The sequence below is a fragment of the Aequorivita sp. IT1282 genome, assembly GCF_058068205.1.
In genome coordinates, this window is the sequence record NZ_JBYRHR010000003.1 from 104331 (window position 1) to 129574 (window position 25244).

At 37.1% G+C, this 25244-nt stretch carries 27 protein-coding genes and 1 tRNA gene; 15 read left to right on the top strand and 13 right to left on the bottom strand.

Features of this window, described 5'->3' with window-relative positions; translation table 11 throughout:
* Nucleotides 1-169: 169 nt before the first annotated feature.
* The 3 genes from AC3RVG_RS07335 to AC3RVG_RS07345 all read left to right on the top strand — a co-directional run bounded on the left by AC3RVG_RS07335 (nucleotide 170) and on the right by AC3RVG_RS07345 (nucleotide 2603).
* Entirely contained in the window at nucleotides 170-352 is a 183-nt protein-coding gene (locus tag AC3RVG_RS07335) for a CAL67264 family membrane protein (protein WP_489690800.1), read from the top strand.
* Between the two features lie 112 nt (nucleotides 353-464).
* Nucleotides 465-2156, top strand: a complete 1692-nt coding sequence (gene ettA, locus AC3RVG_RS07340; RefSeq protein WP_489690801.1) for an energy-dependent translational throttle protein EttA — start codon at nucleotides 465-467, stop codon at nucleotides 2154-2156.
* A 3-nt stretch (nucleotides 2157-2159) separates the two neighbouring features.
* Nucleotides 2160-2603 (top strand): hypothetical protein, encoded by a 444-nt coding sequence (locus tag AC3RVG_RS07345; RefSeq protein WP_489690802.1) that lies wholly within the window; start codon nucleotides 2160-2162, stop codon nucleotides 2601-2603.
* A gap of 70 nt (nucleotides 2604-2673) precedes the next feature.
* Here AC3RVG_RS07345 and AC3RVG_RS07350 read toward each other — a convergent pair whose 3' ends face one another.
* From AC3RVG_RS07350 to hutI, 4 genes are all read right to left on the bottom strand, one after another.
* A complete protein-coding gene (locus AC3RVG_RS07350) occupies nucleotides 2674-5229 on the bottom strand; it encodes a T9SS type A sorting domain-containing protein (protein ID WP_489690803.1) in 2556 nt (851 codons plus the stop codon).
* Between the two features lie 19 nt (nucleotides 5230-5248).
* Nucleotides 5249-6046: an MBL fold metallo-hydrolase gene (locus AC3RVG_RS07355; protein ID WP_489690804.1), complete on the bottom strand. Its 798-nt coding sequence runs from the start codon at nucleotides 6044-6046 to the stop codon at nucleotides 5249-5251.
* A gap of 84 nt (nucleotides 6047-6130) precedes the next feature.
* Complete coding sequence (locus AC3RVG_RS07360) at nucleotides 6131-7132, bottom strand: formimidoylglutamase (protein ID WP_489690805.1); 1002 nt, start codon at nucleotides 7130-7132, stop codon at nucleotides 6131-6133.
* Nucleotides 7129-8367: an imidazolonepropionase gene (gene hutI / locus AC3RVG_RS07365; protein ID WP_489690806.1), complete on the bottom strand. Its 1239-nt coding sequence runs from the start codon at nucleotides 8365-8367 to the stop codon at nucleotides 7129-7131. The genes AC3RVG_RS07360 and hutI overlap by 4 nt, the downstream gene beginning before the upstream one ends.
* A gap of 175 nt (nucleotides 8368-8542) precedes the next feature.
* Here hutI and AC3RVG_RS07370 point away from each other — a divergent pair, with 175 nt between their 5' ends.
* Nucleotides 8543-8851 carry a hypothetical protein gene (locus tag AC3RVG_RS07370; RefSeq protein ID WP_489690807.1) on the top strand — a complete coding sequence of 103 codons (309 nt, stop codon included), beginning with the start codon at nucleotides 8543-8545 and terminating at the stop codon, nucleotides 8849-8851.
* Here the strand turns inward: AC3RVG_RS07370 and AC3RVG_RS07375 are convergent.
* Nucleotides 8848-9129 (bottom strand): type II toxin-antitoxin system RelE/ParE family toxin, encoded by a 282-nt coding sequence (locus tag AC3RVG_RS07375; protein ID WP_489690808.1) that lies wholly within the window; start codon nucleotides 9127-9129, stop codon nucleotides 8848-8850. The genes AC3RVG_RS07370 and AC3RVG_RS07375 overlap by 4 nt on opposite strands.
* Nucleotides 9130-9236: 107 nt before the next feature.
* Here AC3RVG_RS07375 and AC3RVG_RS07380 point away from each other — a divergent pair, with 107 nt between their 5' ends.
* From AC3RVG_RS07380 to AC3RVG_RS07390, 3 genes are all read left to right on the top strand, one after another.
* Nucleotides 9237-10403 carry a trans-sulfuration enzyme family protein gene (locus AC3RVG_RS07380; RefSeq protein ID WP_489690809.1) on the top strand — a complete coding sequence of 389 codons (1167 nt, stop codon included), beginning with the start codon at nucleotides 9237-9239 and terminating at the stop codon, nucleotides 10401-10403.
* Between the two features lie 36 nt (nucleotides 10404-10439).
* On the top strand, nucleotides 10440-11156 hold the full coding sequence (gene bshB1, locus AC3RVG_RS07385) for a bacillithiol biosynthesis deacetylase BshB1 (RefSeq protein WP_489690810.1): 717 nt from the start codon (nucleotides 10440-10442) through the stop codon (nucleotides 11154-11156).
* Between the two features lie 89 nt (nucleotides 11157-11245).
* Nucleotides 11246-11321, top strand: a tRNA-His gene (locus AC3RVG_RS07390).
* 167 nt (nucleotides 11322-11488) lie between these two features.
* Here AC3RVG_RS07390 and AC3RVG_RS07395 read toward each other — a convergent pair.
* Nucleotides 11489-12499, bottom strand: coding sequence for a M28 family metallopeptidase (locus AC3RVG_RS07395; protein WP_489690811.1), 1011 nt, complete (start codon nucleotides 12497-12499; stop codon nucleotides 11489-11491).
* A 16-nt stretch (nucleotides 12500-12515) separates the two neighbouring features.
* Nucleotides 12516-12848, bottom strand: a complete 333-nt coding sequence (locus AC3RVG_RS07400) for a hypothetical protein (protein WP_489690812.1) — start codon at nucleotides 12846-12848, stop codon at nucleotides 12516-12518.
* A 140-nt stretch (nucleotides 12849-12988) separates the two neighbouring features.
* On the opposite strand from AC3RVG_RS07400, the gene AC3RVG_RS07405 reads away from it, so the two are divergent.
* Nucleotides 12989-14374 carry an MBL fold metallo-hydrolase gene (locus tag AC3RVG_RS07405; RefSeq protein ID WP_489690813.1) on the top strand — a complete coding sequence of 462 codons (1386 nt, stop codon included), beginning with the start codon at nucleotides 12989-12991 and terminating at the stop codon, nucleotides 14372-14374.
* A gap of 88 nt (nucleotides 14375-14462) precedes the next feature.
* Here AC3RVG_RS07405 and AC3RVG_RS07410 read toward each other — a convergent pair whose 3' ends face one another.
* Entirely contained in the window at nucleotides 14463-14945 is a 483-nt protein-coding gene (locus AC3RVG_RS07410; protein ID WP_489690814.1) for a ferritin-like domain-containing protein, read from the bottom strand.
* Nucleotides 14946-15137: 192 nt separating this feature from the next.
* On the opposite strand from AC3RVG_RS07410, the gene AC3RVG_RS07415 reads away from it, so the two are divergent.
* Nucleotides 15138-16337, top strand: a complete 1200-nt coding sequence (locus AC3RVG_RS07415) for an NAD(P)/FAD-dependent oxidoreductase (protein ID WP_489690815.1) — start codon at nucleotides 15138-15140, stop codon at nucleotides 16335-16337.
* A gap of 29 nt (nucleotides 16338-16366) precedes the next feature.
* Nucleotides 16367-16888, top strand: coding sequence for a DUF421 domain-containing protein (locus tag AC3RVG_RS07420; protein WP_489690816.1), 522 nt, complete (start codon nucleotides 16367-16369; stop codon nucleotides 16886-16888).
* A gap of 131 nt (nucleotides 16889-17019) precedes the next feature.
* On the opposite strand, the gene AC3RVG_RS07425 is transcribed toward AC3RVG_RS07420, so the two are convergent.
* The 4 genes from AC3RVG_RS07425 to AC3RVG_RS07440 form a co-directional block, all read right to left on the bottom strand.
* Entirely contained in the window at nucleotides 17020-17508 is a 489-nt protein-coding gene (locus tag AC3RVG_RS07425) for a hypothetical protein (RefSeq protein WP_489690817.1), read from the bottom strand.
* A 37-nt stretch (nucleotides 17509-17545) separates the two neighbouring features.
* Nucleotides 17546-18022 carry a hypothetical protein gene (locus AC3RVG_RS07430; RefSeq protein ID WP_489690818.1) on the bottom strand — a complete coding sequence of 159 codons (477 nt, stop codon included), beginning with the start codon at nucleotides 18020-18022 and terminating at the stop codon, nucleotides 17546-17548.
* A gap of 91 nt (nucleotides 18023-18113) precedes the next feature.
* Nucleotides 18114-18677 (bottom strand): hypothetical protein, encoded by a 564-nt coding sequence (locus AC3RVG_RS07435; RefSeq protein WP_489690819.1) that lies wholly within the window; start codon nucleotides 18675-18677, stop codon nucleotides 18114-18116.
* Between the two features lie 5 nt (nucleotides 18678-18682).
* Nucleotides 18683-19354: an SIR2 family NAD-dependent protein deacylase gene (locus AC3RVG_RS07440; protein WP_489690820.1), complete on the bottom strand. Its 672-nt coding sequence runs from the start codon at nucleotides 19352-19354 to the stop codon at nucleotides 18683-18685.
* A gap of 143 nt (nucleotides 19355-19497) precedes the next feature.
* Between AC3RVG_RS07440 and AC3RVG_RS07445 the strand changes: the two genes are divergently transcribed.
* Both AC3RVG_RS07445 and AC3RVG_RS07450 read left to right on the top strand, forming a co-directional pair.
* A complete protein-coding gene (locus AC3RVG_RS07445) occupies nucleotides 19498-20157 on the top strand; it encodes a TrmH family RNA methyltransferase (protein ID WP_489690821.1) in 660 nt (219 codons plus the stop codon).
* 83 nt (nucleotides 20158-20240) lie between these two features.
* Entirely contained in the window at nucleotides 20241-20813 is a 573-nt protein-coding gene (locus AC3RVG_RS07450; RefSeq protein ID WP_489690822.1) for a non-canonical purine NTP diphosphatase, read from the top strand.
* Between the two features lie 47 nt (nucleotides 20814-20860).
* Here the strand turns inward: AC3RVG_RS07450 and AC3RVG_RS07455 are convergent, their stop codons facing one another.
* Nucleotides 20861-21457 carry a hypothetical protein gene (locus tag AC3RVG_RS07455; RefSeq protein ID WP_489690823.1) on the bottom strand — a complete coding sequence of 199 codons (597 nt, stop codon included), beginning with the start codon at nucleotides 21455-21457 and terminating at the stop codon, nucleotides 20861-20863.
* Nucleotides 21458-21778: 321 nt separating this feature from the next.
* On the opposite strand from AC3RVG_RS07455, the gene AC3RVG_RS07460 reads away from it, so the two are divergent.
* The 3 genes from AC3RVG_RS07460 to AC3RVG_RS07470 all read left to right on the top strand — a co-directional run bounded on the left by AC3RVG_RS07460 (nucleotide 21779) and on the right by AC3RVG_RS07470 (nucleotide 25199).
* Complete coding sequence (locus tag AC3RVG_RS07460) at nucleotides 21779-23629, top strand: DEAD/DEAH box helicase (protein WP_489690824.1); 1851 nt, start codon at nucleotides 21779-21781, stop codon at nucleotides 23627-23629.
* Nucleotides 23630-23789: 160 nt separating this feature from the next.
* The gene (locus AC3RVG_RS07465) at nucleotides 23790-24410 is read left to right on the top strand and encodes a GNAT family N-acetyltransferase (protein ID WP_489690825.1); all 621 of its coding nucleotides are present in this window, start codon (nucleotides 23790-23792) and stop codon (nucleotides 24408-24410) included.
* Nucleotides 24411-24434: 24 nt separating this feature from the next.
* On the top strand, nucleotides 24435-25199 hold the full coding sequence (locus AC3RVG_RS07470; protein ID WP_489690826.1) for a carboxypeptidase-like regulatory domain-containing protein: 765 nt from the start codon (nucleotides 24435-24437) through the stop codon (nucleotides 25197-25199).
* The last annotated feature ends 45 nt before the right edge of the window (nucleotides 25200-25244 follow it).

Sequence of the window (25244 nt, forward strand, 5' to 3'; positions counted from 1 at the left end):
TGCAGCGAACTCACTTCCATAACTAAAGTAAAATCTATCATTCTTCTTTCCTCTTTTTTCTTTCCTCTTTTTCCAACTATGACATTTTGTTAACGAAATTCTACGATATATTGCCGATATTTGTTTTTGCGCTTAAATTTGCAGAGTAAAAAAATAAAAGAATTTAACTATGAGTATGAATAAAAATACGGTACTAGCTTGGGCCACGTTTGTAATGATAATTATGGGCTGCGTTTTAATTGCGTTGGGTGCTTTTCGTTATGACGATGTTGCCGGTTGGGGTTTTGCTTCAGTGGGGATAGGCTTTTTTGCTAATGCGTGGGTTTTTAATGCGCTGAAAGGCAGGGTTTAATAAATGTTTATTGTGTAATTACAATGGCTAATAATTAAGCAATTGCTGCCAATCCATGAATACACTCCTGTACTAACAAATTCCAAATTAACGAATTAACGAATTATTAAAAATGAGCGACGATAAAAAAGTAATTTTCTCAATGTCTGGGCTAACAAAAGCCTATCAAAATGCACAAACACCAGTTCTTAAAAATATATATTTAAGCTTCTTCTACGGTGCCAAAATTGGTATCCTCGGTTTAAACGGAAGTGGTAAATCTACCTTATTGCGAATTATTGCCGGTGAAGAAAAAAACTACCAAGGCGATGTGGTTTTCGCACCAGGTTATACCGTAGGTTATCTTGAACAAGAGCCTAAACTAGACGAAACTAAAACCGTTTTAGAAATTGTAAAGGAAGGCGTACAGGAAGTTGTGGATATTCTAGATGAATACAACAAAATAAACGATATGTTCGGTTTGCCAGAGGTTTATGAAAACCCTGCAAAAATGGACGAGCTAATGGAAAAGCAGGCAAAGCTTCAAGATAAAATTGACGCTACCAATGCTTGGGAATTAGACACCAAATTAGAAATTGCGATGGATGCTTTGCGCACGCCAGAGCCCGATAAATTAATAGGTGTGCTTTCAGGTGGAGAAAGAAGACGAGTAGCCTTGTGCAGACTTTTACTAAAGGAACCCGATGTACTTTTACTCGATGAGCCTACAAACCACTTGGATGCAGAAAGTGTACACTGGTTAGAGCATCATCTGGCTGCCTATAAAGGAACCGTAATTGCCGTAACGCACGATAGATATTTTCTTGATAATGTTGCAGGTTGGATTTTAGAATTAGACAGGGGAGAAGGCATTCCGTGGAAAGGGAATTATTCTTCTTGGTTAGATCAGAAATCTAAACGTATGGCACAGGAGCAAAAAACAGCTGGGAAAAGACAAAAAACTTTAGAGCGTGAGCTAGAATGGGTTCGCCAAGGTGCGAAAGGACGCCAAACAAAACAAAAAGCGCGTTTGCAGAATTACGACAAACTTTTAAGCCAAGATCAAAAACAATTAGACGAAAAGCTGGAAATATACATCCCGAACGGTCCGCGTTTGGGAACCAATGTTATTGATGCTAAAGGTGTTTCAAAAGCATTTGGCGATAAATTGCTGTATGAAGATTTAAACTTTAAATTACCACAAGCGGGAATTGTTGGAATTATTGGTCCGAATGGTGCTGGTAAAACCACCATTTTCAAAATGATTATGGGTGAAGAAACGCCCGACAAAGGTACTTTTGAAGTGGGTGACACGGCGCAGATTGCCTATGTAGATCAAGCACACTCAAACATTAACCCAGATAAAACCATTTGGGAAAATTTCAGTGATAGTCAGGAATTGATAATGATGGGAGGCCGTCAAGTTAACTCACGCGCTTACCTAAGTCGTTTCAATTTCAGTGGAAGCGAGCAGAACAAAAAAGTTTCGATGCTTTCTGGTGGTGAACGAAATAGACTTCACCTCGCAATGACTTTAAAAGAAGAAGGCAACGTGCTTTTACTGGATGAGCCAACGAACGATTTGGACGTAAATACGCTGCGAGCACTTGAAGAAGGCTTAGAAAACTTTGCAGGTTGTGCCGTAGTTATTAGTCACGACCGTTGGTTTTTAGATAGAGTTTGTACGCACATTCTCTCTTTTGAAGGAAATAGTGAAGTATATTATTTTGAAGGCGGTTTCAGTGAATACGAAGAAAATAAAAAGAAACGTTTGGGTGGCGATTTGATGCCGAAGCGAATTAAATACAAAAAATTGATACGCTAAATTATGTGGAAAAATATAATTCTAATTGCTTTGGTGATAACCATTTCATCTTGCGGAAGTAAAAAAACTGCAGTGAACTCATCCAAGGAATCTAAAGAAGTTGTTTTGGGGAAAAGTGAAGCTGTTTCCTATAAAAGTTTAGGAAACGGAGTTGCTTCAATTTCAGTACAACTTTTTGAAAACAACACTTTTAAATTTGATTTCAACAGTATTCCACAGCCGGAAACAGACGAGAAAGCTATAAGAATTTCTGAAAAAGGAACTTATATTTCAGACGGAAGTTGGAAGACTTTAAATTTTAAAAACCCTAAATTTTCACTAGCTGCAATTTTTGATGCACAATATGCAAATGCATCAGATTTTAAAGTAATCGATGAAGAAAATGTAAAAATAAATACATCGAAGAATGCACTTTCTATTTGGGGAGTGCTTTGTGAAAAGCAGTAAATTGTCCGTTCGAGCGCAGTCGAGAACTGCAAATTAGGTCTCGATTACGCTCGACCAGACAATAGGTTTATTAATTAATTATAAGTTTCTTCGTAACAGATTGTTTCCCACTATTTACTTTTACTAAATAAATTCCAGCGGCAAGACCATCGGTTTTTACAGTAATGTTTTTATTCGTTCCAAAATTTCCGCTGAACAAATCCTTTATCTTTTTCCCTGAAACATCAAAAAGTTGAATAGTTCCTTTTGCAGAAAGCGATTGTGAGATCGTAAACGCTGTAGTGGCAGGATTTGGATAAATTTTAATTGAATTTGAGGTCAATTCATTTTCATCAACACCTAAAATATCGCTCACATCATAACTGTGCATTGCTCTTCCAAATGTTCCCGCATAAAGTGTTTTCGTGGGTTCGTGAAATTTTAAATCCATAACCACCGTCATTGGTAGATTATTTCCTAAAATCGCCCAACTAGCACCGTCGTCTTTAGAATACCAAACGTTTAGATCGGTTGCGGCAAACAGTATGTTTTCGGCAGGATAGGTAATGATATCATTCACTGGAATATTTGGTAGATTGGATGATATATCTGTCCAATTTTGCCCGCCATCTATAGTTTTAAAAACGTGTGGCGTATAGTCCAAATATTTAAAGCCAGAAACGGCAACATAGGCAGTCATATCATCACTAGGGACCATTGCGATAGAAGTAATGTATTGATCTGGCAAACCAGCGCTAACGTCCGTCCACGTTGTTCCACCATCGAAAGTAACGTTTACATTTCCATCATCGCTTCCTGTATAAATTACGTCCAGATTATTGTATGAAGCCGCAATTGCAGTAAGTGTTCCGAACGCCAATGAACCGCTCGGGTGAAGGCCATCAGTTAAATCTGGGCTAATGGCAGACCAAGAAACCGCTCTTGTTGATGTATATAACTTGTTACTACCATAAAACATTTTTTCTGGATTAAAAGGGGAAAGAATCACAGGTGTGTTCCAGTTTACGCGATCACTACCACTAATTCCGTTAGTTCCATTTTGAAAAGACGATCCACCATTGGTTGAACGACGCAGATTCCCGTATTGTGATTCTGCGTAAACAAAACTATTATCAATTGGATCTACATTTACATGAAAACCATCGCCTCCAATTATGGAGTTCCAATCATCAAGTCCGCCTGTAAGTGTGCGTATGGTGTTATTATCTTGGGTTCCCCCATAAAGCCTTTCAGGATGCTGATAATCGACTTCAATATTATAAAACTGCGTTATGGGAAGGTTTACAAACTTAGTCCAACTACTTCCGCCATTATTAGAAAAATATGCGCCGCCATCATTTCCTGAGAGCATGAAGTCACTATTGGTTCTAGAAAAATCTAGGGCGTGATGATCAACATGCATTCCCGGTAATGTTTGCCACGAAGCGCCACTGTTGGTAGATTTTGCAATTTCAAAACCTACAACATATACTTCGGCTGAATTGGTTGGGTTAACGCGAACGTTTCCAAAATACCAACCAAAGTTTGCATCTATTCCGCTGAGTGTCCCGGCTGTGGTTACTTGCGTCCAGTTATCTCCATTATCTGTTGATTTATATAAGCCATTGAATTCATTGGTAATTTCATTAGTCGTAAAACGTGCATAAACAGTTGAGGGATCAGATTCTGAAACAGCAATTCCAATTCTACCCGTTTGAACATTTGGCGCGGGCAAACCATTCGCGGCTCCTAATGCTGACCAAGTTGTTCCTCCATCCATAGAACGATGAATTGCAGAAGTTACCCCGCCATAATCGCGTTGCCAAGGTTTGCGGGTTCTTTCCCACATAGCAGCATAAATAATATTTGTATTTGCTACATTCATCGCCACATCTATTGCCGCCGTTGAATCTGTCACGAAGAGAACCTGTTCCCAGTTTCCACCACCATTTGTAGTTCTATAAATTCCACGTTCGTTGTTTTTACCGTACAATTCGCCAGTGGCCGCGGCAAAAACGCGATTCGGATTTGTGGGATCAACAACTAAACGACCAATGTGGTTGCTTTCTGGCAAACCTACATTAGTCCAAGTGTCACCAGCATCCTCACTTTTGTAAATTCCATCGCCAAAATAAGCACCATCCGTAGCGCTTCCATTGGCTTCACCGGTTCCGGCATAAATTATTTGTGCGTTGGAAGGAGCAATGGCAATATCGCCAATGGAAGGTTTTGTTACTTCATCAAAGATTGGAGTCCAGTTTGCACCTGCATCGTAACTTCTAAAAATTCCGCCAGTGGCAGTAGCAACGTAAAGATGGTCGTCATTATCTGGTGCAATAGCAACATCGGTAACCCTTCCGCCGGTATTTAACGGACCAACAAATGTCCATTCACCAGCCATTTCTGGAGATCTATTTGCGAGTATTTGTTTGGACTGAAAAACGGCTTCTTTATAAGCATCTTTATTAATGTAGTTGTTGGGATAGGCGCGTTGGTTATACATCCATTCTGCCGGATATTCCATCTTTCCGGTTTCCTTTTCGACTACTTTTTCTTCAGAATTATTTTTACAAGCTGAAATAAAAAATACCGAAAACAAGGTTAAACCTAGAATAGATTTAAAATTTGATTTGTAATTATTCATCATAAATATTTAAAATTTGAAATTATTTAATTGGATACCAATCTAGCTGTGTAATATTTATTTGAGGATTTCCAGCCTCTATCAACGTTTTAAATTTTGAAACATCACTTAAACCGTCTGTTCCGCGGTAATGATAGGGGTAAACGGTCTTTGGTTTAAACTCTAAAACTGCTTCGGCAGCTTTATCGACCGTCATTGTGTATGGTAAATTCATACATACAAAAGCGATATCAATATTTTGAAGATTGCGCATTTCGGGGATATCTTCGGTGTCGCCAGAAATGTAAATTCGCTCGCCATTTTTCTCAAGAACATATCCATTTCCGCGTCCTTTTTCGTGAAATTTTAAAGCCTCTGTCCTAAGGTTATACATCGGAATTGCTTCAAAAGTTATATTGAAATCTGAAGTTTTTTCACCATTATTTAAAACGTGTGTTTTGTTTTGAAGATTTTTCGGCAATTTGTCGAAAACTGCTTTTGGAGCTATCAGTTTTGTGTTTTCTACTACTATTCCTTCAAGAGTGGGAACGTCTAAATGATCGCCGTGGATGTCAGTTATTAAAATTAAATTGGGAGGAGTATTTTTTGAAAACAATTCTTTGCCTCCTACCGGATCAACATAAATTACAATTCCATCCAAATCGAGAACCATGGAGGCATGCTCTATTGGAGTAATCGTTAATCCTTTATTTGTACTGGTGTCACCATTGTCAACTTCGATTAATGGCGTGTTTAAGGTGTCTTCCGCAATTTTTTCGGAATTATTTTTACAAGCTATAAGTAATATTGTAGCAAGTAAAATATAGGGTAGACTTTTCATAAAGCATATTTTTTGAATGAAGATACTAAGAATGCTTTAATTTATTTTGCCTTTTTATGAATTTCCGAACTATTTTCTAAATTTCTAACTAATTGCGTCACTCACCAAATAAGCAATCGCCTTACCAATTTGATTCGGAAAAACTCCAGCAGATGGTGAAGCTTCGCAAATATGAAGGTAACAAGCGTTGCTGTTTTTAGAAAAATATGAAACAAATTTTCTGGCCTCAGTAAGCGTAAATCCACTGGGCGTGATTGCGCTGCTGCCCATGATTTCAATGGCATCCATGTCTAATTCTATTCCGAAGTTTTCGTTACAACAGAAATTTTCTGCTTCTTTTAATGCTTCGGAAAATGATAGTTTTTGAAGGATAGAAATATCTTCAAACAGATTAAAATTCACTCTGTGCGAATTCTTTTCCATTGAATTAAAAACAGCTTCTGAAGTATAATTTCTATGAAGTCCGAAGATGAAGTATTTATCTAAAAATCCATCTACATAAGCATACGAAAACCCGTTGCCGCTATGACGATGTTCCAAAGACCGAAAATCTGTATGCGCATCAAAATTGATGCAATTGATTGCTTTTTCTAATCCTTCGGAAGTGCCTTTTATATTCCCAAAACTGTTGTTGTGGCCGCCACCGATGATTATGGGAAACTTTCCAGCTTCAACAATTGATTTTACAACTTCTGAAACTTTGTGATCTATTTGGGTAACGAGTTCGCCAAGTTCTTCGGCATAATGAGGTTCTTCCTTCGAAATACTTTCAGCTTGCTTCATTTGAGTTTCGCAGTCTATTTCACCCAAAAGAATTACGTTTTCAGCATTTGTAAAATGATTGTGTTGAATATTTAAAAGGCTTCCCAATGCGGTTTCCCAAGCTTTTGAAGTTCCTGGATTTCCATAGTTTGCACGAACACCAATATCTTCAGGAATTCCTAAAAGCACATATTTAGCGGTATGATTTTTTAAATCTTCAAGCTTTTCAACAAAGCCTACTTTTTCGCCAAACTTAGTTTCACCACCTCGTTTTTTTAAATAGGAAGCTATATCTTTTTCAGAATATATTTTTAGAAAACTCATTCTACCTCTTTGCCTTTAATAATTACAGAATCTATTAAATTACTTCCAAAAGCATAAGGCAGATATCCGTAAGAAGGTACTGGTTTTGTAATGATGAGGTTGGCGACTTTTCCTCGGGTTATACTGCCGTGGGTATTGCTCAATCCCATTGCATACGCACCGTTTATAGTTGCAGCATTTATGGCTTCTTCAGGCGTAAGTCGCATTTTTATGCAGGCCGTTGCTACCACAAAATTCATATTTCCGCTTGGTGTAGAACCAGGATTATAGTCGGTTGCAAGCGCCAAAGGCAGTCCTGCATCAATTATTTTTCGACCGGGAGTGTATGGAATACTTAAAAAATAGGAGCAGGAGGGAAGCGCCACTGGCATAGTTTCGCTGTTTTGAAGCGCAGCAATATCTTCATCCGTCATAACTTCCAAATGATCTACGCTTAATGCATTGTGTTTTACTGCTGCCGCAATTCCGCCGATGCTATTAAATTGATTTACATGTACTTTTGGAATTAGGTTGTGTTTTTTCCCTTCAGTAAGAATTCGTTCCATATCTGCTACCGAAAAATAACTTTCTTCACAGAAAATATCTACATATTCGGCGAGCTTTTCTTTAGCTACTTTTGGAAGCATTTCGTTACAGAGTAAATCCAGATAACCTTCTTTATTGCCTTTAAATTCTGTGGGAATGGCGTGCGCTCCCAAAAATGTTGTTTTGATTGTAATTGGGTATTCTTCGGCTAGCTTTTTTGCCACGCGAAGCATTTTTAGTTCCGCATCGGTGGTAAGTCCGTAACCGCTTTTAATTTCTATTGCGCCAGTTCCCAAACGCATCACTTCTTCTAATCGTGCGGCAGATTGGTGGTACAAATCTTCTTCCGAAGTTTCTTGTAGTTTTTTTGCACTATTTACAATTCCTCCGCCTTTTTCTGCAATTTCCTGATAACTGAAGCCATTAATTCGATCTACAAATTCCTGTTCGCGATTGCCAGCATAAACTATGTGGCTATGGCTGTCGCACCAAGCGGGAAGTACAATTTTTCCACTGCAAGTCAAAGTTTTAAAACCTTGGTGCGGCCCCATTTTATCCATTGTGCCATAATCTTCAATTATGCCGTGGTTTATAAACACCCATGCGTTTTTTAGCGTTGGGAGTTCTTTCATTTCTACGCCACTAAGTTTTGAAGGGCAATCTTCGCGTACTTGAAGTAGTTCTTTTATGTGGGTGAGTAGTAGTTTCATCGATTAATTTTTATAGCAAATTTTTTATAAAGATAATTAAAAGTTTACAGTAGCCGTTGGCGGTTTGCAGTGATTTGGGAAAGTATTAAATTCTTAAAACGGCACATTATTAAAACATAATTGCTTTGTGTTTTGTTGAAAATATCACTATATTTGAAACTAAAAGTCTCAAAAAATGATACATTTAGTTTCAGAATATTCCAATTATATAAATGAGCTTCCCGAGCTTATAAAAAATTCGCCTTATAAAGCGGCTTATATTATTGAAAAACTTCAAATTCCGAAGCCTACTTATTATCGCAAATTGAAGGATAACAGTTTTACTGTGGAAGAAGTAAAGAAACTCACAGAAATTTTATTTTCGAGAGAAGCTTATTTGAAAGAAATTAAAAAAAACATCACTCGTTCACGTGAGGAAATCCAAAACGGAAAATCAACAGAACATGATAAATTGATGGAAGAAATAAGAAAGGAATTTCTTTAATTCCAAAATGGTTTTTTATAATTATTCCACATGTCTAAGACGTGCAAATCTCCATTATGCACTTCATAAAAAAGATAAATTTGTTTTACAATCAATATTTTTTGACATCCGATACTTTCATCAAATGCGCCTAGTTCTGGATAATTTTTTAGATTTTCCACAGTTTTTTCCACTTTATTTATAAAGTCTTTCATTACGCTATAACCCCATTCTTCTAACAAATAACGAAGATTTTGTTTGTAATTTTTCGTTGCTGTATCAGACCAAATAGATGTCATTTATGGAGTTTTTATAACACTAAAATAAATAAATCCTTTAAGAAAATTATTGACGCTTTAATTTTAAACTAATTTATACCTTTAAGCACATCGAAAATTTATACATAATGAAATCAAAAAACATAGGAATCAACACTATCTGCACACACGTTGGCGAAGTAGAAGACAAACAGTTTAAAGGAGCCATTTCACCTTTATTTATGTCGAGCAGCTATGCGTATGAAGATGTGGATGTGAAGCGCTATCCACGCTATTTCAACACTCCAAACCAAGAAGCGCTGTGTAAAAAAATTGCAATGCTCGAAAAGAGTGAAGCTGCACTTATCTTCGGAAGTGGGATGGCTGCAGTTAGTACCACTATGTTGGCGTTTTTACATAAAGGAGACCACGTCGTGCTTCCGCAAACTTTATACGGTGGCACGTATAATTTTGTGGTTGAAGAGTTTCATAAATTTGGAATAGAATATTCTTTTGCCGAAGGATTTTCGGAAAAGGATTTTTCGGAAAAAATTCAGAAAAACACAACGGTTATTTTTGTTGAAACTCCTTCAAATCCATTGATGCGAATTACAGATTTAGAAATGATTTCTAATTTGGCAAAGCAACACGGAATTGTTACGATGATAGACAATACCTTTGCATCTCCCGTAAATCAAACTCCGGCAGATTTTGGAATTGATATTATGATACATAGCGCCACAAAATATATGGGTGGTCATAGCGATATTTGTGCGGGTGCTGTTGCAGCAAGCGAAGAACACATTAAAAAAATCTGGAATCTTGCTAAAAATTTAGGAGGAAGTTTAAGCGATTATACCGTTTGGCTTTTGGAACGCAGTATGAAAACGATGGTGCTTCGTGTAAAAGCTCAAAATAAAAATGCCAAGAAAATGGCAAAATGGTTGGAAAACCACGCCATGGTTGAAATGGTTTATTACCCTGGATTAAAATCGCATCCAGAACACCAACTTGCAAAAAAGCAGATGCGGGGCTACACAGGAATGCTTTCTTTTGAAATTAATGAATCTTTAAATGTAGGTGAATTTCTAAAAGCATTAAGAATGATAAAACCGTCATTGAGCCTAGCGGGAGTAGAATCTACTATTCTTTCACCCGCAAAAACGTCTCACGGATTATTAACTCCAGAGGCAAGAAAAGAGCAGGGAATAAGTGACAGACTTTTACGTTTTTCTGTTGGAATAGAAGAAACAGAAGATTTAATTGCCGATTTAGAAGGTGCTTTTGAAGCAGTTTCAAATAAAAATTTAGTTTAATTAAAAGATACCCTTGCCGCGGCGAGGGCATATGTTATGAAGATTGATATACTTGCCATAGGCGCACACCCCGACGATGTAGAATTGGGCTGTTCGGCAACCTTGGCTAAAGAAATAAATAACGGTAAAAAAGTAGGTATTTTAGACCTAACCCGTGGTGAACTCGGAACGCGTGGTACTGCGGAAATTCGCGATCAAGAAGCTGAAGCTGCGGCTAAAGTGTTGGGCGTAAAATTTCGCCACAACCTTGAGTTTTCTGATGGATTTCTAGTGAATAATGCGGCGGCTCAATTAGAAATAATAAAGATTATTAGAAAATATCAGCCCGATGTTGTGCTTTGCAATGCTATTGACGATAGACATATTGATCACGGAAAAGCTAGTAAACTGGCTAGCGATGCTTGTTTTTTAAGTGGATTACAGAAAATTGAAAGTATCTACGAAGGTAATCATCAAAAAGCTTGGCGGCCAAAACACGTTTACCATTATATTCAATGGAAAAATATTGAACCCGATTTTGTCGTTGATGTTACAGGATTTATGGAGAAAAAGTTGGAATCTGTTTTTGAGTACAAAAGCCAATTTCATCAAAAAGAAGCCAATGAGCCGGAGACTCCAATTACTTCTACAAATTTCAGGGATAGCATAACTTACCGAGCTCAAGACTTGGGAAGGCTTATTGGTACTGAATATGGCGAAGGTTTTACTACCGAGCGATACCCCGCAGTAGATTCTATTTTCGATTTAATTTAATATTCTTTGAAAGAGTATTGCGGAACCGTAAGATTTGATTTATATTTGCATCCGCTTAGCGAAGTTGTGTTTTTTATAACACAATAAATGGTGGTTGTAGCTCAGCTGGTTAGAGCATCGGTTTGTGGTACCGAGGGTCGCCGGTTCGAACCCGGTCTTCCACCCAAAAACAAAGCCTCTCTTTTATTAGAGAGGCTTTTTTTGTGGACTTATTCTGAGCTAATTGATTTACACTCAAAAAAAAAGCCTCCCTTTTTGAGGAGGATTTTTTCAAATCAAGTTTTTGGTTTCTATGTTTCTTTTTAATACTGTTTCAAACCATCCAGTTTCCCTTATTTCTTATCTATAACAATTCTATTTTCACGATTGGCAATTTCCCAAGCTGTATAGAATATTAATTGAGCGCGTTTAGCCATTAAATCGTATTCAATTTTATCTGGCGTATCAGTCATTTTGTGATAATCTTCGTGTACACCGTTGAAATAGAAAATAATTGGAACATCGTTTTTCGCGAAGTTATAATGGTCGCTTCGGTAATAAAAACGGTTCGGATCGTTTGGATCGTCATATTTATAATCCAACTCTAATTGTGTGTATTTATCGTTCATTGCGGAAGATACATCTTGCAATTCTTGGCTCAATTTATTGCTTCCTATTAAATAAATATAATTTGGATTGTCCTTTTTATCGGGATCAATTCTTCCAATCATATCTATGTTTAGATTACATACCGTATTTGCTAATGGAAATAACGGGTTTTCGGTATAATAACGCGAACCGTAAAGCCCAATTTCTTCACCAGTTACGTGCAGAAAAAGAATCGATCTTTTTGGAGGATGACCATCTTTAACAGCCTGTTTAAAGGCTTGGGCTATTTCTAAAATTGAAACCGTACCACTGCCGTCGTCATCTGCGCCGTTAAAAACATTACCGCTATTATCTGTACCTACATGGTCTAAATGGGCAGAAATTACAATAATCTCATCCGGTTTTTCAGAACCTTTAATATAGGCGACCACATTTTCAGAAGCCAGTGGATCTCTTCGGCCCTCGAAAAAAATTGATGGCACATCTTGGTAATAATCAACAGTTCCTGGAGCGGCAGCAATTCCTTCTTTTTTGTAAAAATCGCGGATAAATTCAGCAGCCTTTCTTTGACCTTTGGAGCCAGTCATTCTGCCCTCCATTTCGTCGCCTGCATAAACGTATAAAAGGGTTTTTAATTCCGCTGCGGTTATTGTATTTGCGTATTCAACGCTTTGTATTTTCGAATCGGTTGTATTCTGTGTAGAATTACACGAAAATATAAACGACGAAATAGCTGCAATAAATAATATTTTCATAGATAGTTTAGCTGGGTTATTCAAAAGAAGTGAGTTCGTAATCCTGTGGTGACAAGCCGCCTTCGCCTACTTTTTTATAATTAAAAGTATGAGTTTTAACGATTTCTTTGCCATCGCGGTCTTGCGACTTAATAGTAACTTTAACCAAATAAGTAACGCCAAGGTTGGCTTCGCCTGTTTCCGTTTCGGTTACTTCTACATTGTCGTCATTAAACATTGTGCCTTCGGGAAGTTGTAACTTTTCAATGGCATCTTTTTTAGCTAATTCACGAATTACTACTTCTTGATTATTCTCTGTAGCACAAGAGACAATAAAAACTGACAATAGAATAAAGATAAGTTTTTTCATAACTGGTTTATTAAGTTAACTGGTAAAGATAAAATAAGTTAGAAGTCTAAATGCAAATAATATGTGAAAATGAAAACTTTAAATTATTCGTTTTTTATTAAAGTAAATACTATCCTTATATTTGCCGAAAACAGGAAAAGATGAAGGTTGAACAGATTTATACAGGTTGCCTTTCGCAAGGTGCTTATTATATAGAAAGCAACGGCGAGGCCGCAATCATTGACCCATTGCGCGAAACAAAACCATATTTGGAACGTGCTAAAAACGACAACGCAAAAATTAAATATATTTTTGAAACGCACTTTCACGCAGATTTTGTTAGCGGTCACGTAACACTCGCACAAAAAACCGATGCTGCTATAGTTTTTGGGCCAAATGCAAATCCTTCTTTTGAAACTATTATAGCAAAAGATGGAGAGGTATTTAAAGTGGGCGAAGTTACTATTACTGCATTACACACGCCTGGACATACTATGGAAAGTACTACCTATTTGCTAAAAGATGAAAAGGGAAAAGATTATGCAATTTTCAGTGGCGACACACTGTTTTTAGGCGATGTGGGCCGTCCGGACCTTGCGCAAAAATCGAATGAAATTACACAAGAAGATCTCGCTGGAATTTTATTTGACAGTCTTCGGAATAAAATTATGCCACTTGCCGACGCTGTTATTGTATATCCTGCTCATGGCGCCGGTTCCGCTTGCGGAAAAAATATGATGAAGGAAACGGTAGACACTTTGGGTAACCAAAAGAAAATGAATTACGCGCTTCGCGCAGATATGACCCGCAATGAATTTATAAATGAAGTAACCGATGGTTTAACGCCACCACCCCTGTACTTCCCCATGAATGTTAAAATGAACAGAGAAGGTTACACAGCTTTTGATGAAGTTGTTGCCCAAGGTTCAACACCTTTAAATCCTGAAGCGTTTGAGCAGATGGCGAATGAAACTGGTGCAATTGTGTTAGATGTTCGAAATCAAAAAGAGTTTATTGAAGCACATATACCACGTTCAATATTTATTGGCTTAGACGGTGGTTTCGCTCCGTGGGTAGGCGCTCTATTGGCAGATGTTTCGCAAAAAATATTATTGGTTGTTTCCCCAGGAAGGGAAGAAGAAGCAATAACGAGATTATCTCGTGTTGGTTTTGATAGAACTTTGGGTTATTTAAATGGTAGTATTGAAGCTTGGAAAGAAGCTGGAAAAGAAATTGATACTTTGGAGTCTGTAGATGCCGAAACTTTTAAGAAGAAATTGCAAAGCGACATTCCAGTTTTTGATGTCCGCAATGATGGTGAATATACTGTCGCACACCTTCAAAATGCAAAGCTTGCACCGCTTGGTTTTTTGAATGACTATTTAAACGATTTTCCAGCAAATGAAAAATTCTACGTGCATTGCGCGGGCGGGTATCGTTCCGTAATTGCGGCTTCAATATTGAAAAGTAGAGGAATTCATAATGTGGTAGATGTAGCTGGCGGATTTGCGGCTATTAAAAATGCAGGTATTCCAGTGGAGTCTTAAACTTTGACGAATATATTAAATCGGAAAGCCCCGAAACAATTAAGTTTCAGGGCTTATTTCCTGCCTTTTTCTTCTTCATAGTGCTGATTTATTCAACATCGGCAAGGTCTTCTAATGTTTTAACACGATTAAGTGTTTGGTGAATTTCAGTAGCTTGTTTTTGAAGCACACTTGAAATATTTGGAGGGAAGTTTTCTTCTTTCAACTTTTCTTCATATTCATTCCAACTAGCTTTTTCGCCTCTAATACATTCTTCCAAAACCGCTTCGTCTGTATTTCCAGCAACAGCACTTTTAATATCTATCCAAGTTCTATGTAAATCGCCCGTAAAGCTTCCGCTTTCTTTTGGTTTTTCATTTAAATTACGAATTTCAAGATCGAGCTCCGTAGCAAATCGGTTACGTTGTGCGGCTTGATGCTGTAAAAAACTTTTTAAACTAGTGTTTTTAGCATCTTCCATCGCCTTTGTAAAACCCTTTTGGGCGTCATAATTTTTTTCCAACAGCTCTTGTAAGTTGCTTACAAGTTTATCGTGGTTGTGTTCTTTGGCTTTTTCGTTTGTAGTTTTCATAGTTTTTGTTTTACAATTTTCAATAAAATTAAATTTATAAAGCCAAATACTTTCTTAGCAATTTCACAATTGAGAACTGTTTAACGAAAAGTGTTAATGGGTTTTAAAATTTCAATATTGAAAACATTAAATAAATATTAAAGGGTATTACTTAAGGCAAGCGATTTTTTAACTTTAAGAAAAATTTCAACTATGGATGTTCGCTCTAATGAGCCTTTTTGGCTCATCAAAAATTCGCTAGCACAAAGCTATCCTTCACTTCAACAAAAAAATTCTTCTGAAGTATTAATTATAGGTGCTGGCATTACCGGAGCACTCATTGCCTACAAACTTTTAGAGGAAGGAAAAAAAGTAGTAATGGTGGATCGTCGCGACATTTGCAACGGGAGCACTGCCGCTAGCACCTCAATGCTGCAATATGAAATAGACGTGCCGCTGCATAAGTTAATCGAGCAAGTAGGGTTGACCTGCGCAGTTTCCAGTTACCAGAATTGTGAAAAATCGATTACTGATTTAAAGAAAATTATAGCTGAAGTGAAAAGCGATTGTGGTTTTCAACAGAAATATAGTGTCTATTTTGCTTCTTCTAAAAAAGATGAAGCTTTTTTGAAAGATGAATTTGATGCCCGCAAACAACATGGTTTTAAGGTGAAGTGGCTTTCAAAAACAGAATTAGAAAAACTCGGACTTAAAGCTCATGCCGCCATCGAATCGAAGTCGGGCGCGGTGATGGATGTTTATAAATTGGCGAACGATCTTTTAAAATACTGCTCAGATCGTGGCTTACAAATTTATGATCGAACAGATATTGATGAAATAAAATCTAACAATGAAAAGCTTATAGCCAAAACAAAAAACGGACTTACTATTGAAGTGGAAGATGTTGTGCGTTGTACAGGTTACGAGAGTACTGAGACAATAAAAGAAAACATCGTAGATTTGAAAAGCACATTCGCGCTGGCATCCGAAGCATTCGAAAAAATACCGCACGCATTCAAAAAACATATTTATTGGAATACTGACTCGCCATATCTATATTTCAGAAGTACCGATGACGGACGTATAGTTATGGGCGGTGGCGATAGCGATTTCAAAAATGCTATTCGTCGCGATGCTTTGCTTCCTAAAAAGGAAAAACAACTGACTAAAAGTTTTTCAAAGTGTTTTCCAGATATTCCTTTTGTGTTAGATTATTCGTGGGCGGGAACTTTTGGTGAAACAAAAGATGGATTGCCTTATTTCGGCAAACCAGACCCTAAAAAGAACGAGCATTATATTTTAGGATTTGGCGGAAACGGTATCACCTTTAGCGTAATGGGAATGGAAGCTATTGTACATTCCATCAACAAGACACCTCATCCACATTTAGAATATTATAAATTCAATAGATAGAAATTTAGTATTAATTAAAAACAGAAGTTATGATTAAATGGTTTGAAGCATCCACAACCTCAATAATCGCCATAGTATTAACAGCGGCAGGAATTTATGTTGCGACAATCATATTTACCCGACTGGCAGGAAAAAGGAGTTTTTCAAAAATGAGCAGTTTCGACTTTGCGATGACAGTTGCCATTGGTTCTATTATTGCCACTACAGTTTTATCGAAATCGGTGAGTTTGTTGCAGGGAGTTGTTGGATTGGCGGCAGTTTATATACTTCAAATTTCAGTGGCAATGATTCGGCGTTATAAATTTGTGCAAAAACTAATAGACAATCAGCCGTTGCTATTAATGGATGGCGAAAAGATTCTACAGGATAATTTGGTAAAAGCCAGGGTTACTGAGGCAGATCTTAGGTCTAAACTTCGGGAGGCAAACGTTTTGGAACTATCGCAAGTGCGAGCTGTAATTTTTGAATCTACAGGCGATATTGCGGTGCTACACAGCAAAGATGAAAATGTTAAGGTAGAAGATTTTCTGCTAGAAGATGTACAACGTTAGCTGTTAATTCTATTTGAAAGTTTTGATTAGCAGTTGAATGTTTCGTGATTTATCGTTTCAACCAAACTATAAAAGTTGGCATTTTATAGTTTATTATGTTTCCGAGAATACTTGAAATTATTCAATTTTAATTAATTTTTTCCGCAATCAACTTGCTTTAGCGGCATATTTTTGTTTAGTGAAAATTTAGCGTCTTTTTTAAATTTCATTTTACCTTTCACTTCTTCAACATCGCCAAAACCCTCAATTAAATTGTTTCCTTTTTGAACAAATAAAATTTCACGCACAGATTTGGTTCCTTCAGAATTAAAAGTGTAATCTGCGCGAAGGGTGTCGCCAACCATTGTGCCTTCAAAAGTGCCTTCATTTTTATCCTTTTCAAAATAATTATAGCTCAAGGTTCCGGCAACGTTATCATTTATTTTATTCATTTTTAGGAGAACAGAATCTTTTTCAGAAATAAAACTATAACACACATTTTCAGGTGAATCTATTTCATTTTCAAGAATATCTGTTTCTTCTAAATTAGTGTCTTCAGTCGCAGCTTTTTTAGTTTCATTTTTGCAGGATGTAAATGCTATCGCACTTAAAAAGGTGATAATTAATAGTCGATTTTTCATAGTAGTGCTTTAAATTGTTTCACTTTTAAATTCCCTTCTAAGAGCCGCAGCCCTCATAAACATTATAATTTTCTTCAGAAACTGGCTTAATTGAAACTTTCACTTTATGCGAATTCTTTTTACTGCTAGAGGCATTTACACATTCTTCTTTTGTAATTAAAACCTCCATAATAACTCGGTGCGATTTTGCAATATACTTTGTAGAATTTCCTGAAACTTCTGGTTCTGGGATTGGAGCAACATAAGATCTGAGCTTTGCACTAGGGGCTTTAAAGTGAATTTGTCCGTTGACAAAATCTACGCTCCAAAATGGATCAATTCCTCCGCCACTAAAGGTAAAAGATTTTTCATCTTTAGTTTGTTTGGCGGCGGTATCTAATTGATTTTCGTTGTACTCCATTGTTGCTCGAGTATCAGCAGGGACGATGGGTTCGGCAGTTTTATTATTTGGTTCTTTACAGGAAGTTGCAATAATTAGAGAGAAAATTGGTACGAGTAATAATCTGTAGTTCATTTTGGTAGTTTTTAAATTTATGTAAAGCTAAAAAATATCAGGTTTTATTTAAAATGATAAACTTAATTTTAACTATTTCAGGAAATTTTTATCAAATTCGCTTTAAGATTTTACGAGCTCTGGCTTGATAACCAGCACTTTTGTTAGGTGCGCTTTGCACTAAAATATTTTTTAATTCTGGGTAAATCCATTTTTTGTCATTATCCTTTCCCAAATAATAAAGACACTGCATAGCGGGAACTTGGCAGGCAACTTTTTGTTCGGTGATTAGCCAATCAAAACTGCACTCGGTAATTATTTTCAGTTGTTCTTCGATTAAAATATTTGATACAATGCCGAAGGTTTTCATAAAATGATAATGGCAAAGCATTTCGCAAATTTTTGCAGAAGACCGTAGTGCCGAGTGGTTTTTAATATTGGGAAGTTGTTCAAAAAACAGCCTTTTGTACTTAAAAAAATATTTAGGTTTATACTGGCAGATAATTTCTATAACATAGGCAGACTGAACTAAAAGTTCGCTTTCCTCATTAAAACACCATTGCAAGGTTTCACGAACGTAGTGTGGTTTTTTGGTTATCCAAAAAGCAATTTCCAATCGCTTTTTGCTGCGACTATCAACCTCCATCAATTTTTCTTTTAAATCTTCGGGTAGCATAATCTTTATTTTAAAAGTTCAACAACCTTTGGAACACCGGTGGAAGCTTTTTCAGCAAAAACGATGATTCTTTTATTTTCTGAAATTGTAGGTTTTGGATCAACAAAATATATTTTCGCATCCTGTTTTGCATATTGTACCAAGCCTGCAGCTGGATAAACTTGCATCGAAGTTCCTACAATAATAATTGCGTCTGCTTTTTCTACCACTTCGGCTGCAACTTCAATCATTGGCACCATTTCGCCAAACCAGACTATATGCGGTCTCAATTGATGGTGGTGTTCGCAAAAATCGCCGAGATTCAAATCTTTTTTCCAATCAAAAACCAAATCTTCATCAAATGTGCTTCTTACTTTTAATAGCTCACCGTGAAGATGAATAACATTTGTGCTGCCCGCCCTTTCGTGCAGATCGTCTACATTTTGAGTAATAATAGTTAGATCGTGGGTTTTCTCAAGCTCTGCCAAAGCAATATGTGCGGCGTTTGGTTGCACGGTTAATAGTTGTCGTCGCCTCTGATTGTAAAAATCGAGCACTGCAGCGGGATTGCGCGCAAAACCTTCGGGCGAAGCAACCTCCATAACATCGTGGCCTTCCCACAAACCATCGCTATCTCTAAAAGTTTTAATTCCGCTTTCGGCGCTTACGCCAGCGCCTGTTAATACTGCAATTTTCATTTTCAAAATATTTAGTGACTAAGTTATTCAAAATTGCTCATTTCAGAAACAAACCATTAAACTAATAACTTTTATCTTAGCCGAGTGAAATCGAAATCGAAAAGGAAATCGATTTTTTCGAATAACTCAATAACTTACTCAACTTGGATTTAAAACTTTTAGAACATCTTAAAACCTACCTTACCGAAAACCGCAATACTCGTTTTCAAAAGGTACTTTCGGAGCGGACGCGTCATTTTACAGTAGTTACCGAAGATGTTTACCAACTTCACAATACCAGCGCCGTTATGCGTACCTGCGATGTTTTTGGTATTCAGGATCTGCATGTGGTGGAAGAAAAAGTGAGTAAGCGCATCGATAAAGAAATTGCGATGGGGGCACAAAAATGGGTCGATTTTAAAAGATACCATTCAATAAATGATTGCATAAAAACCTTGAAAAGTTCCGGTTACCAAATTATCGCAACAACGCCACACGAAAACTCTACAATGCTCCACGAGTTTGATGTTTCAAAAAAGAGTGCCTTTTTCTTCGGAAAAGAGAGCGATGGTTTGAGCGATACACTGATGAATGCAGCAGACGGTTTTTTGAAAATTCCAATGTATGGTTTCACTGAGAGTTTGAATATTTCGGTTTCCGCAGCAATTATTTTGCAAAGCGTGGTTTCAAAAATGAAACAGAGTGATGTAAACTGGCAACTTTCTGAAGAAGAAGTATTTGAAATTGAAATGGAGTGGATGAAGAAAACTATTAAGGCTTCTGATGAGATTATTGAGAGGTATAATCTTGAAAAATCCAAATGAAAAATTCAATGTTCAAAATTTAAAAATTATTATCTCAAATCTCAAATCTCACGTCACACATCTAAAATCTAATATCTAAATAAATGAAACTCGTCTTCGCCACCCATAACAAAAACAAATTTATAGAAGTAAAAGCCATGCTTCCGCACCACTTAGAATTACTAAGTCTGGACGATATTGGCTGCAATGAAGACATTGAAGAAACTGCAGACACTATCGAGGGGAACGCCATTCTGAAAGCAAACTATGTGCGCGATAATTATAAACTAGATTGCTTTGCAGATGATACTGGATTGGAAGTAAATTCGCTCAATAATGAACCCGGAGTTTACAGCGCGCGTTACGCGGGTGCATCAAACAATTCTGAAGAAAATATTAAAAAGTTACTGAAAAATCTACAAGGGAAAGAGGACAGAAGCGCACGTTTTAAAACAGCCATCGCGCTTTCTATGAACCATTCAGAAATTATGTTTTTAGGAATTTGTGAAGGTGAAATCACCAAAGATCTTCGCGGAGAATCTGGATTCGGCTACGACCCAATCTTCCAACCTAAAGGTTTTGAAACAACTTTCGCAGAAATGACGTTGCAGCAAAAAAGCGAAATAGGTCACCGTGGCAAGGCCATGCGACAGTTGATTGATTACCTCTCAAAATAAGTGGCAGTTGCAGTACAAAGTTAGAAACCCCAAAATTTTCTAATACGTTAATCCAAAAACAAATTTAAAGGCACTCGGGTTCCTAAATAAAAATGAAATCGACGTTGTTCGTCTACTATGTTATTTGCACCGTAAAGAACGCCGCCGTCAATACTCAATATTTCTCTAATTCTGTATTGTATTGCAAGTTTTACTAGACCATCTATTGCCTTATAGTTTATTGGTTCCACATCATTTACACCTTCAAAAGACGGTTTGTTCAAAATAAAACCAACGCCGATTCCCAAATTAAAATGCAAGTTTGAATTACCTATTTCTACCCCAACAGTTGGGATTAAATTAATGCTTTGAAAAGTATTATCGCCATAATTTGGAGAGGAGGTAGCCACATAAAAAAGATCTGCGGCATAGGAAAATGTATTCTCGGTATAATAAGCCGCATAACCCCCAAAGGCAATATGGCTGTTGCTTTCGGTGGTTGTTGTTCCATAATCTGTATTATTGTCACCCACAACAATTTTGCTTCTGTCCTCAAAAGTAAAGGCTGTACGGTGATACTGCACCAAAGGTCCAATTTCAAAAGTTTGGGAAATGGCCAAAAGAGAATTTAAAACAATCCCTAGCATTATTATACGCTTTATCATAATTACAATTTAAATGAATCGGTTTTTGTTCAAAAATAGAAATACTAAAGGTATTATTTAGATATTTTTTTAATGACTGAATATTGTCATTTAAATTGCCGATTTGATACAAGATTTTTTCAGTTTCAAAATAAATTGCCAACTATAACTGTTGAATGAAAACTTTACGTTACTTTTGCGCCCTTGAAAAATCTTAGGTCGAACGACATTAGATTTCAAAGAAAGTCCTCAGGGTGAGGAGTGTTATAGTGAAGCTGTCCGATTTTTTATATGTCCAGTCGCTTCCCGTTAGCACACATATAAAAAATAATATTATAAAAAATGACAGCATTTAAAGCACTCGGCTTAGAAGAGAATCTTCTAAAAGCCATCGCCGACTTGGGTTTTGAAACCCCATCAGAAGTACAGGCAAAAGCAATTCCAATTCTTTTAGATCGCGAAACCGATATGGTTTCACTAGCGCAAACAGGAACAGGTAAAACTGCAGCATTTGGTTTCCCAATGTTGCAAAAAATTGATGTAAACAGTCGTACAACTCAAGGTCTTATCCTTTCGCCAACACGCGAACTTTGTCTTCAGATTACAAATGAAATGATTGCTTATGGTAAATATATGCCAGGCCTTAACGTTACCGCTGTTTATGGTGGTGCGAGTATAACAGACCAAGCGCGTCAAATTAAAAGAGGCTCGCAAATAATTGTTGCCACTCCTGGTCGTATGAAAGATATGATTGGCCGTGGTTTGGTTGATATTTCAAAAATTGAATACTGCGTGCTTGATGAGGCCGATGAAATGCTCAACATGGGCTTTTATGAAGACATCACTGAAATTCTTTCACATTCGCCAAAAGATAAAAGCACCTGGCTTTTTAGCGCAACGATGCCGAAAGAAGTTTCTTCAATTGCGAAAAAATTTATGAATACGCCCGTTGAAATCACGGTTGGAACCAAAAACGTAGGTTCTGATCAAGTTTCACACGAGTATTATTTAGTGAATGCTCGCGACCGTTATAGCGCTTTAAAGCGTTTAGCAGATGCGAACCCAAATATATTCTCAGTAATTTTCTGTAGAACAAAACGCGATACTCAAAAAGTTGCTGAACTACTTATTGAAGATGGCTACAACGCAGCTGCACTACACGGCGATTTAAGCCAAGGTCAGCGCGATATGGTAATGAAATCTTTCCGTTCACGCCAAATACAGATGCTTGTTGCAACAGATGTTGCCGCACGTGGAATTGATGTAGACGATATTACACACGTAATAAACTACCAATTGCCAGACGAAACTGAAATCTATACGCACCGTAGTGGTCGTACAGGACGTGCAGGAAAGACTGGAGTTTCTATGGTAATCGTTTCGAAAAGTGAAGTGCGTAAAATACACACTATCGAAAAGATGATCCAAAAGAAATTCGTTTCTAAGGAAATTCCTTCAGGAATGGAAATCTGTGAAGTACAGATGTTTCATTTAGCAAACAACATTAAAGACACTGCAATAAATCCTGAGATAAACCCATACCTTCCAAATATAAACGAAGTATTGGAAGATTTTTCTAAAGAGGAACTTATTAAAAAAGTGTTTTCAGTAGAATTTACACGTTTCTTGAATTACTACAAGAATAGTAAAGATTTAAATATTTCTGGCGAACGCAACTTCTCAGATGAAGGTTCAAAAGATAGTACGCGTTATTTCTTAAACATCGGTAGCAAAGACGATTTTGATTGGATGAGTTTGAAGGATTTCCTTCGCGATTTACTTCAACTAGGAAAAGATGATGTTTATAAAGTTGATGTAAAAGACAGTTTCTCATTCTTTAATACTGATACAACACACCAAGAAGTGGTGATGGGTATTTTTAAAGACTTTAAACTCGAAGGAAGACAAATCAACATTGAAATTTCTAAAGATACCGGTCGTGGCGGCAGAAGCAGCGGCGGTGGCGGCGGCGGAAGAGACCGTAGCAAAAGAAGAGGCGAAAGAAGCGACCGAGGCGATAGAAGTGGAGACCGTGGTGATCGCGGAGACAGAGGAGACAGAAAAGGTGGCTTCAAAAAACGTAGCAGTGGTGCTAGTGGTGGAGACAAACCAGCTTTTAAAGGTAAAAGTCGCAGAAGTAGCGACCGTCCAGATAGCAAAGGAACTGGCGGCAGACGCAGAAGAAAAGAGTAAGAAGCTTATGAGTTTTTAAGTTTAGTTTTAAATATACTATTCGTTATTACTCTACGCATTCGCATTCAATCTCAAAAGATTAAACTTTCGTTCATCTTTTGAGTCTATATAAGTATATTTACGGGCCTTTTATAACGAGGCCCGTTTTTTGTTAAAACTTATGGCAACCTTCAATTTTCTGCAGGAATACATATTGGAAAACGAGCGTGTGCGGCTAATTCCGCTACACTATCACGATATGGATAAAATTCTGCATTTCTCAGAGAATGAGCCAGAAATTTGGAAGTATTCGCTGCAACCAGCAAATGGTTTGGAAAATTTAAAAATCTACATAGATTTGGCATTGCGCGGAAGAAAAGAGGAAGTAACATATCCTTTTCTAGTTTTCGACAAACGCACCCAACAAATTGCAGGAAGTACGCGTTTCTACGATTTTCAGAAAAACAACAACACAATTCAACTTGGCTACACTTGGTACGGCAATGCTTTTCAAGGCACCGGGCTAAACAAACAGTGCAAAATGCTAATGCTGGATTTTGCTTTTGAAAATCTTGAACTAGATCGTGTAGAATTTCGTGCAGATGCTAACAACGAACGCAGTATAGCCGCAATAAAAAGTATAGGTTGCACCGTAGAAGGAATTTTGCGCAGCAATTGTACCGCTCCCAATGGCAGAAGAGACAGTATTGTATTAAGTATTTTAAAAAACGAATGGTTCGGCGGGGTAAAAGAAACCTTGAAGGCTAAAATTGAAAAAGAATCAAACATATCGTTCCAATAAATTTTTCTGTATATTAAACATTTTATGAAAAAGTATATTCTCTTTATTGCCCTACTTGCAATTGCCGTAAATTCCTTTGCGCAAGATAATAATCTTATTAAAGGAACCGTAATGAACGATGCGGACGACAAGCTTATGGAAAACGTGAACATCGTAAATCTGAATCAGGTAAAAGGAACCACGACCAACGAAAAAGGAGAATTCGAAATTATGGCGGCAGTAAACGACACCCTGTTTTTCTCGTACCTTGGTTTTAAATCACTTCGCGTTCGCGTAACAAATGACTGGTTAAAATTTGGCGACATTAAAGTGAAGATGACTGAGCTTGGTATTGCGTTGGAAGAAGTCGTGATTAGACCTGTACAACTTACGGGTTATGTAGAAATTGACGCAAAATTAATACCTATTTACGACAATTACCGTTACCGAATTTCTGGGCTTAGTACCGGCTACGAAGGCGGAAGTAACCAACCTGGCGCAGTTAGCAAAGTTTTAAGTTCCATTTTCAATCCTGCAGATTTTCTTTATAATGTCTTCGGAAAACGACCGCGACAGATGAAAAAACTCCGCCAAATGAAGGAAGACGACGAAATTAGAAACCTTCTTCAAAGCAAGTTCGATCGTGAAACATTAATGGCCGTATTGCAACTAGAACGTGCAGACATTGATGAAATACTGAACAAATGCAGCTATTCTAAAGACTTTATTCGCACGGCAAACGATCTTCAAATTCTCGATGCAATTAGTGGTTGTTATGAAGAATACAAGATTTTGAATAGGGATAAATAGTAACTTTCTACTTTCTTTAACAAGATTCAATTTCATTAAAAGTAT